Origin of the sequence: Moorena sp. SIO2C4 (assembly GCF_010672485.1) — a bacterium.
In the GTDB taxonomy this organism is placed as follows: Bacteria; Cyanobacteriota; Cyanobacteriia; order Cyanobacteriales; family Coleofasciculaceae; genus Moorena; species Moorena producens.
In genome coordinates this window covers 1-5207 of record NZ_JAAHGN010000513.1, presented here as the reverse complement: position 1 = coordinate 5207, position 5207 = coordinate 1, and the positions used below count along the sequence as shown (strand labels likewise).

6 protein-coding genes and 1 pseudogene are annotated in these 5207 nt (G+C 45.2%); 4 read left to right on the top strand and 3 right to left on the bottom strand.

The window, feature by feature from the left end:
- Nucleotides 1-45 precede the first annotated feature (45 nt).
- Nucleotides 46-315, bottom strand: coding sequence for a hypothetical protein (locus F6K20_RS23275; protein WP_071105858.1), 270 nt, complete (start codon nt 313-315; stop codon nt 46-48).
- 58 nt (nt 316-373) lie between these two features.
- Between F6K20_RS23275 and F6K20_RS23270 the strand changes: the two genes are divergently transcribed.
- Nucleotides 374-1108 carry a glycerophosphodiester phosphodiesterase gene (locus tag F6K20_RS23270; protein WP_071105859.1) on the top strand — a complete coding sequence of 245 codons (735 nt, stop codon included), beginning with the start codon at nt 374-376 and terminating at the stop codon, nt 1106-1108.
- Between the two features lie 218 nt (nt 1109-1326).
- Here F6K20_RS23270 and F6K20_RS23265 read toward each other — a convergent pair whose 3' ends face one another.
- Nucleotides 1327-1710: a DUF4346 domain-containing protein gene (locus tag F6K20_RS23265; RefSeq protein WP_008185234.1), complete on the bottom strand. Its 384-nt coding sequence runs from the start codon at nt 1708-1710 to the stop codon at nt 1327-1329.
- 597 nt (nt 1711-2307) lie between these two features.
- Here F6K20_RS23265 and F6K20_RS23260 point away from each other — a divergent pair.
- Nucleotides 2308-4569 carry a ribonucleoside-diphosphate reductase subunit alpha gene (locus tag F6K20_RS23260; protein ID WP_071105860.1) on the top strand — a complete coding sequence of 754 codons (2262 nt, stop codon included), beginning with the start codon at nt 2308-2310 and terminating at the stop codon, nt 4567-4569.
- The gene (locus tag F6K20_RS23255; RefSeq protein ID WP_287296187.1) at nt 4557-4700 is read left to right on the top strand and encodes a hypothetical protein; all 144 of its coding nucleotides are present in this window, start codon (nt 4557-4559) and stop codon (nt 4698-4700) included. Before F6K20_RS23260 ends, F6K20_RS23255 begins: the two co-directional genes overlap by 13 nt.
- Here the strand turns inward: F6K20_RS23255 and F6K20_RS23250 are convergent.
- Nucleotides 4679-4846 carry a hypothetical protein gene (locus F6K20_RS23250; RefSeq protein ID WP_287296185.1) on the bottom strand — a complete coding sequence of 56 codons (168 nt, stop codon included), beginning with the start codon at nt 4844-4846 and terminating at the stop codon, nt 4679-4681. The two genes, F6K20_RS23255 and F6K20_RS23250, sit on opposite strands and share 22 nt — an antisense overlap.
- 70 nt (nt 4847-4916) lie before the next feature.
- Here F6K20_RS23250 and F6K20_RS23245 point away from each other — a divergent pair.
- Nucleotides 4917-5090, top strand: a pseudogene (locus F6K20_RS23245) (ribonucleotide-diphosphate reductase subunit beta); the annotation flags it as partial.
- Nucleotides 5091-5207: the final 117 nt, after the last annotated feature.

Sequence of the window (5207 nt, the reverse complement as noted above, 5' to 3'; positions counted from 1 at the left end):
TCGAGGGAGTCGGGAGCGGTGCGACCCAAGGGCGATTTACTCGCCCTAGGAGGCGCGCACCGAGGGAGTCGGGAGCGGTGCGACCCAAGGGCGATTTACTCGCCCTAGGAGGCGCGCACCGAGGGAGTCGGGAGCGGTGCGACCCAAGGGCGATTTACTCGCCCTAGGAGGCGCGCACCGAGGGAATCTCACCACACTACCATAACTCCCATATCTCCCCATCTCCCCATCTCCCCATCTTCCCATCTCCCCATCTTCCCATCTCCCCATCTCCCCATCTCCCCACACCTCCCACACTTCCCACACCTCCCACACTTACCCTGTTCCCTGCTCCGAAGTCCCTGTTCCCTATTCCCTGTTCCCTTTGCTACATATGCTGACTAATAGGATAATTGCCCATCGTGGAGCATCTAATTGTGCCAAAGAGAATACTATTGAAGCCTATGAAAAAGCGATTGAACTTGGGGCTGACTTTATCGAATTTGATGTAAGAATCACTAAAGATGGGGTATTGATTTCCCATCATGATCCAATGATAGCTAATAAAGCTATCAGTCAGTTAAGCTTTGCAGAAATAAATCGCATTGCTGGTCAGCAAGGGTTTAGAGTGCCTACGGTTGAGGAAGTTTTAAGACTAACAACTAACAAGATTAAACTAGCGGTTGAGCTCAAAGAAGAAGGCTATGAAGAAAAAGTCATGGCCTTAGTAATGGGATATACCAACATAGATGACTTTGTGATTTTATCATTTAATATTCCATCGTTAAGATGGATAAAATCAAATTATCCGGAAGTTAAAACGGGATTGTTATTAAGTAAAAAAAATAATAAATTTCTGATTATATTACTGAGGGTTTTCGGGATTTTGGTGTTTCAGAAACTGATCAGATTTACCCCAGATATACTAGCACTACAGTGGGAAACGTTAAAATTTGGTTTATTGAAAATTGCTGCTAAACAGGGCAAACCGGTTTTTGTTTGGACTGTAAATGATCAAAAAACGATTGGAAAGCTTCTAAATGATAATCGGGTACATGGTATAATCACCGACAGACCTGACTTAGCTCGTAAGCTATTAGCTATCAGCCGTCAGCCGTCAGCTTTTTAAGAAAACAGGTAAGCATTAGCTATCAGCTATCAGTGGTCAGCCGTCAGCTTTTTAAGAAAACAGGTAAGCATTCGTTTAATCTCTTTTAGGTCTGCTGTCAGGGATTCATAGTCTTTGGCTGATACGCGACACGCTGATACGCGACACGCTGATACGCGACACGCTGATAGCTGATACGCGACACGCTGATAGCTGATGGCTGAATGCTTACCTATTCACTAATCTTGAATATACTCTTCGCCATTGATCATGGCTATCTCGGCTCTGACAAATTCTCGTCCTAGGTAAAGGGCGTGATCGAAACGACTTAAAGGACAGGGTTTAGTTTCTTCGGTAATTTTCATGCCTAGTTCCTTGGCTGTCCTACCTTTGAAAATAGCGGTGGGAGTACGGTTTAATTTACCATCGCAGGGAAATGGTTCTCCGGTTTCTGGATCAACTGCTAAGCCTTTCTCATTAATTTTGTTACTGTAGTGTTCAGCACAGATCAGACTTGCCTCTCGGTCTATGTAAATAATGAAGTAGCCCTCTGGATCGAGTTCAATAAAGCGTTTGGAGAGCTTCTCATCAATAGCAGTCATGTCTTGGGCAGTGATCATCATGGTGAACGGTCAAGGGCTAAAGCTGATGGCAAATTCCACTATTATAACTTTAACAGAACAATTAGACAAGGTCAGTTCATGTAGTTCATGTAGGGTGGGCAGTGCACCAGACAGATAATCAAGCTTGCAAAGCGCGTTGGTAGGCACTGCCCACCCTAGGATTAATGACAATGGTGCAAGTACTCAGTTTAACAGAACAATTAGACAAGGTCAGGAATGAGTAAAACAGGGAAAGACAGAGTGGCGCGGCAGATGTTGGAGGTGTGGGGAGTTACTTGGTCAGTTACTTAAAAAAGTTGATAAATTTTACTGCTATACTTACTCTAGATTTAGTATAGTAGAGCTTGTTAACTAAAGAGTTAACCCTATTGGTAGTGTTGTAACTTGAGGTTATCAAGCAATAGTGTATTATATCTAAGATTCTGAGCAACTGCTGAAAAGGCCACAAACCCTGTCGGCAACAACTATAAGCCAAGTCAATCCAGATTTAGTATAGTAGAGCTTGGAAATTAAATAGTTAACCCTATTGGTAGTGTTGTACCTTGGGGTTAGCAAGTCATGGTGTGTTAAATCTAATATTCTGCCCAACCAGTGAAAATGCAACAAACCCTGTCGGCAACAACCATAACCCAAAATCAAGGTAATATTCAGGTGATCAAACGCGATGGTTCTCTGACTTCCCTTGATATCTCGAAAATTCGTGCTGTTGTTGAGTGGGCTTGTGCTGGCAAGGATGTCAATCCGATCACTCTAGAAGCCGGACTCACTACCCGCTTGCGTGATGGTGTTACTACCAGAGAGATTCAGGATAACTTGATCAACTGTGCCCTGGAAATGTGTAGTCCTGATCAGCCTGACTGGCGCTATGTAGCAGGACGACTACAGATCTGGAGTCTATGGAAAGACACCCTGGTAAACCGTGGTTATGAGTACGGTGACTACCCTAGAACTGTTCGCTCCAAAGTAGAGTCTGGTCAATATGACCCCAGTATCTTAACCTATACGACTGAGGAGCTGAAAGAAGCAGGTTCTTGGATTAATCCGGATTGGGACACGGATTATGATTATGCAGGGGCTGTACTGCTAACTCGTCGGTATCTCCTAGGGGATGAGTTGCCCCAAGAGGCATTTTTAACTTGTGCTCTGCTGCTAGGGTCAGTGGAAGTCCCGGAAGATAGACTAGGTTGGGCAAGGCGATTTTATGAAGCGATCGCACAACGGAAAATATCTCTAGCTACCCCGATCCTGGCTAATCTCAGAATTCCTCAGGGGTCTCTGTCTTCCTGTTTTATCACTAGCATTGATGACAACCTGGAAAGCATCTTTGAAGGAATTACTGATACGGCCAGAATCTCCAAAAACGGTGGTGGTGTTGGGGTCAATGTCAGCCGGATTCGGTCAACCGGTAGCTGGGTGATGGGCAAAGCCAATGCTTCGGGCGGGGTAATTCCTTGGATTAAACTGCTTAACGATACTGCGATCGCAGTTAATCAAGGAGGCCGTCGGGCAGGGGCAGTCACGGTTAGTGTAGATGTGTGGCATCTCGATGTGCCAGAGTTTCTGGAGATGCAAGCGGAAAATGGCGATCCCCGCCGCAAGGCTTATGATATCTTTCCCCAATTGGTGATTCCCGATGAGTTTATGCGTCGGGTGGTTAATAAAGAAGACTGGACATTAATCGATCCCTATGAAGTACGGATCAAGCTAGGCATTGAGCTATCTCAACTGTGGGCAGAAGAGTTTGAAAGCGCCTATCAAACCATTGAAGCAGCCATCGGCGAAACCCTGACTCTCTACAAGACCGTCAATGCTCGGGAACTCTTCAAGACGATTATGCGATCGCAAGTAGAGACCGGAATGCCCTACTTAGCGTTCAAGGATACCATTAACCGTGCTAATCCTAATCAACACCAGGGCTACATCCCAGCGGTAAATCTTTGTACCGAAAGTTTCTCTAATGTCGAAATTGGCAATGCTGCTCACTGTTGCAATTTGGACTCAATCAATCTCGCCAATATTGAAGAAACTGAATTGCCCAATATCTGTCGTCTAGCAGTGCGGATTCTGGATAACACTATTGATTTAAGCACTCCTCCTTTTAAAGCAGCTCATAGTCACAATCAGAAATACCGCACCATCGGAGTAGGTTGTATGGGATTAGCGGATTGGTTAGCTAAACGGTGGCTAACCTATAACAACCTCAAGGAAATTAGTAACTTATTTGAGGATATTGGCTACTACTGCACCCATGCATCTATGGAACTGGCTATGGAACGGGGTGCTTATGCTGCTTTCGATGGTAGTGAGTGGAGTAAAGGTAAGCTAATTGGTGCTAAACCAGTGGAATGGTTTGTAGAAAATTCCCAGCATCAAGAGCGTTGGATAGCCCTATCTCAGGATATTCAACAATTTGGGATTCGCAATTCTCATATTAGTGCGATCGCACCCAATACATCCTCATCCTTAGTACAAGGATGTACCGCTAGTGTCTTACCAGTTCACAGCAAATTCTTCTATGACAAATGGGCAAAAGGCACTGTACCCATTGCCCCACCCTTTATTAAAGACAATTTTTGGTTCTACCACGAAAACAAAAACTTTGATCAGAAAAAAGTTGTTAAAGCAGTCGCCACTATCCAGCAATGGATTGATACTGGGATTTCCATGGAATTGTTATTTAACTTAAACCAAGGAGTCTATTTCCCAGAGGAACCTGAACGCACCCTCAAAGCCAAAGACATCTATGAAACCCTAGTCATGGCTTGGGAATTAGGATGTAAAGCCGTGTACTATATCCGAACCGTCCAGCGTGACAACTTCAAAGAATTAGACAACACTTGTATCGCTTGCGCGAATTAGTGATTCCGTGGAACAGGCTTCCAGCCTGTGAAGCAGCGGTCAGTGGTCAGTGGTCAGTGGTCAGCGGTCAGTGGTCAGTGGTCAGTGGTCAGTGGTCAGTGGTCAGTGGTCAGCCGTTGGCCTTTGGCTGATAGCTGATAACTGATAGCTGATAGCTGATAGCTGATAGCTGATAGCTGAGGGCTGATAGCTGATGGCTGATGGCTGATGGCTGATAGCTGATAGCTGATGGCTGTTGCTCCCCACCCTCCCCAAACTTCCCGCGCCCACTCCCCACACTCTCTGTTCCCTGTTCCCGACTCCCGACTCCCGAGTCCCGACTCCCTAGAAAAAAAATGCTAACTACAATGCCAATTAACCCTATCTTTAATCCAGATGGGGATGACAAAACTGAACACCGTTCAATTTGGTTTGGTAATACCACTAACTTGATGCAACTCAATGATGTCCGTTATGCTTGGGCAATTGGGTTGTATCAACAGATGCGGGAGAATTTCTGGATTCCCAAGAAAGCATCATTGGGAGGGCAACACGACCATTGAGTTAGAGTTAGTTGGTGTCCGTCTACCCGTAGTTACTAGTACAGTTACTACTACCTCAACTACCAAGAAAGCGGAATTTTATTACAATCAGCGCCG